The sequence below is a fragment of the Mitsuaria sp. TWR114 genome (assembly GCF_007997345.1).
In genome coordinates this window covers 1-888 of the sequence record NZ_VOSR01001104.1, presented here as the reverse complement: position 1 = coordinate 888, position 888 = coordinate 1, and the positions used below count along the sequence as shown (strand labels likewise).

1 protein-coding gene is annotated in these 888 nt (G+C 75.3%); it reads right to left on the bottom strand.

Annotation, left to right across the window (positions count from 1 at the left end; all coding sequences use genetic code 11):
- Positions 1-888: FIST N-terminal domain-containing protein (locus tag FUT87_RS27850; RefSeq protein WP_147243060.1), on the bottom strand; the 888-nt coding region annotated here is incomplete at both ends.

Here is an 888-nt window from a genome sequence, read left to right as displayed (position 1 = left end):
CGCTCCTCGGCCTCGGCGCGGATCTCGGTGCAGATGCGCACCAGGTCGCGGCGCGCGGCGTCGGGATGGCGTTCGCAGAAGCTCAGCAGCTCGCCGGTCCGCAGCTGCTCGGCGACGGCGATGCCGCGGCGGCCCGGATCCAGGCCGACGAGGTGGCGGACGCGGACCTCGGGGCCGTATTCGCGGCGGGCGCCGGGCTCGTCGTTCAATCCCACCAGCGTGCGCCGGAACAGCGGCATCGCCTGGCGCAGCGAGCCGGACTCGCCGGTGTACGCGGGCAGCTTCAGGTCCTCGAGCAGGGCGTCGAGCGCGGGCAGGCCGTCGAGTTCCGTGACCAGCGGGCCGTCGCAGGCGGTGACGCGGCGCTCGCGACCCAGCGGCTGGCAGCCCTGGCTGACGCGCGAGATCCAGCGCACCTCCGGTCCGAGCGCCAGGCCCGACAGGCCGCCGGCGAAGACGCCGTCGGCGATCTGCACCGCGTCGTCACCGCCGCTCACCAGGCCGCCGAACAGGTAGCCGCTGCTGCAGCGCTGGGCCAGCTCGCCGATCAGCTCCTGCAGATCGGGCGTGCCGCCGTCGGCGTGCAACAGCAGGCTGCGCGCCTCGCCCTCGGGCGGCAGCGGCTGGCGGCCGGAAAAGACGCGCCACTGGTCCGGCGGCAGGTCGCAGAGCATGACGACCAGCGCCGGCTCGTCGAAATACTCGACGCCGCTGGCGCTCACCGCCAGCGCCGACGCGCCGACCCAGCCGCAGCCGGGCCAGCGCTGGCGGACCTCGTCCAGCAGCGCCTGCGCCTGCGGCACGTAGGGGTGGGTCAGGTAGAGGAAGCCCAGCGTCGGCGTCATGCCGGCGCGCTGGCCCTCCAGCTGCGCGCCGGCCAGGGCCAGC